Annotated in this window: 3 protein-coding genes; 2 read left to right on the top strand and 1 reads right to left on the bottom strand. The window is 63.3% G+C overall.

Annotation, left to right across the window (positions count from 1 at the left end):
• Window positions 1–593: glutathione transferase GstA (gene gstA / locus AC1D00_RS37135; protein ID WP_477014089.1), on the bottom strand; the 593-nt coding region annotated here is incomplete at its 3' end.
• A 126-nt stretch (window positions 594–719) separates the two neighbouring features.
• On the opposite strand from gstA, the gene AC1D00_RS37130 reads away from it, so the two are divergent.
• Window positions 720–1,217, top strand: coding sequence for a MarR family winged helix-turn-helix transcriptional regulator (locus tag AC1D00_RS37130; RefSeq protein WP_477014088.1), 498 nt, complete (start codon window positions 720–722; stop codon window positions 1,215–1,217).
• Between the two features lie 96 nt (window positions 1,218–1,313).
• Window positions 1,314–2,311: glutamate--cysteine ligase (locus AC1D00_RS37125; protein WP_477014087.1), on the top strand; the 998-nt coding region annotated here is incomplete at its 3' end.

The raw sequence follows: 2,311 nt of genomic DNA, 5'->3' as shown, positions 1-2,311 counted from the left end.
TCCTTCCTCAGCGCCTCCTGCACCTGCGGCCGCGCTGCGACGCGGGTCTGGTAGGCAGTGAGGTTGGGCATCGCCGAAAGGTCGAATTTCATCCGGTCGCCCCAGGTCAGCATCGTGAAGAGATAGCCGTCGGCAACCGTGAACTGCTTGCCCATCAGGTAGTCGCGGCCGGCGAGCTGGCTGTCGATGTATTTCAGCTTGCCCATGACGCGGTCCTTGAAGAACGCCTTGGCCTCGTCGTTCAGCGCCGGTGCGAACAGCGGACCGAAGCTCTTGTGCACCTCCGAGGTGAGGAAGTTCAGCCATTCGAGCAGTTTGTAGCGCTCGGCACTGCCGTGGGCGGGCGCCAGCGCCTTGGCAGTAGCCTGATCGGCGATCATCTGGACAATCACCGGGCCTTCGGTCACGATCTCACCGCTGTCGAGGCCCAGCGCAGGGACCTGACCCTTGGGGTTCAGCTTCAGATAATCCTCACCATTTTCGAGCTTCTTGGCCCGGATATCGACCTTGACCAGCTCGTAGGGCAGGCCGGCCTCGAGGAGCGCGATGTGGGGGGACAGGGAGCAGGCGCCGGGCGAGTAATAGAGTTTCATGGAATTTCCTCCTCTTGTTGCTTGGCTTGGGCGAATGAACGCCTACATGCACTTGCATGCAATAGTCAAGATTGATGCAGGTGCATCGAGTGGGGTAAGAGACGGGCGACGAGTTTGAGTGGGATCATGAAACGCAAACCATCGACCGAGGCAACCGCCGCCTGGATCCGCCTGATGCGGGTGCAGAGCCGCGTCCTCGACTGCGTCGAGCAGGACCTGAAGAAGTCGGGGTTCCCGCCGCTGGCCTGGTATGACGCGCTGCTCGAACTGTCGCGCGCGCCCTCCGGCGAGTTGCGGCCTGTGGAACTCGAACGGCAGATGCTGATCCCGCAATACTCCACCTCGCGCCTGATCGACCGCCTGGTCGACGAGGGGCTCGCCTCGCGGCGCGAATGCAAGATCGACAAGCGCGGACARTTCGTCGAGATCACCGAAGCCGGCCGCGAGTTGYAGAAGCGGATGTGGAGTGCCTATTCCGCTGCGATCGAGAAATATGTCGGTTCGAAATTGTCCGATGCCGATGCCGTCAAGCTCAGCGGCCTGCTCGACCGGCTGGGCTGCTCGTGTGGCGAGATGAAGCTGCCGCCCGCCGCCAACGTCAACGAAAGCACGCCGTCGCGATGATCGCGCGGCAAACCAGCACGTCTGCGCGCCCGGTCGGTTCGCGGACCATCCCGTCACCCGCGCATTCGGTCGAAGCGCTTTTGATTAGAGTTTGATATGGCGCGAGACCAGATCGATATGACGCCGTTGCAGTCGCGCGACGAGCTCGTTGCGTGGTTCGAGGAGGGCTGCAAGAACCCGTCCGAATTCCGCTTGGGCACCGAGCACGAGAAGACGCCGTTCACGCTCGAAGGGCACCGTCCGGTGCCTTACGAAGGCGCGCGCGGCATTGGCGCGCTGCTCGAGGGCATGAAGCTCCTGCTCGGCTGGGAGCCGATCATGGAGAAGGGCAACATCATCGGCCTCTACGACGTCACCGGCGGCGGCGCGATCTCGCTCGAGCCGGGCGGACAGTTCGAGCTTTCCGGTGCGCCGGTCGAGAACGTGCACCAGACCCAGAGCGAGCTGATGGCGCATCTGGCGCAGGTGCGCGAGATCGCAACGCCGCTCGGCATTGGCTTCCTCGGGCTCGGCATGACGCCGTCCTGGTCGCGCGCCGACATTCCGGTGATGCCCAAGGGGCGCTACAAGATCATGACCAACTACATGCCGAAGGTCGGCCAGTACGGCCTCGACATGATGTACCGGACCTGCACGGTGCAGACCAATCTCGACTTCTCCTCCGAAGCCGACATGGTCAAGAAGCTGCGCGTGTCGCTCGCGCTCCAGCCGGTCGCAACCGCACTGTTCGCAAATTCGCCGTTCACCGAAGGCAAGCCGAACGGCTTCCTCTCCTTCCGCTCCGAGATCTGGCGCGACACGGACAATGCGCGCGCGGGCATGATGCCCTGGGCGTTCGAGGACGGCATGGGCTTCGAGCGCTATGTCGACTACGCGCTCGACGTGCCCATGTATTTCGTCAAGCGCGGCGAAGAGTACATCGACGTCTCGGGCTCCTCGTTCCGCGCCTTCTTCGACGGCCGCAACAACAATCTTCCCGGCGAGCGGCCGACATTGTCGGACTGGGCCAACCATCTCTCGACGATCTTCCCGGAAGTGCGGCTGAAGCGCTATCTCGAGATGCGCGGCTCCGATGGCGGACCGTGGGGCCGTCT

Source organism: Bradyrhizobium sp. P2_E8 (assembly GCF_056403875.1).
The sequence above is the reverse complement of the archived record's forward strand: the minus strand, read 5'-3'. Positions and strand labels throughout refer to the sequence as shown.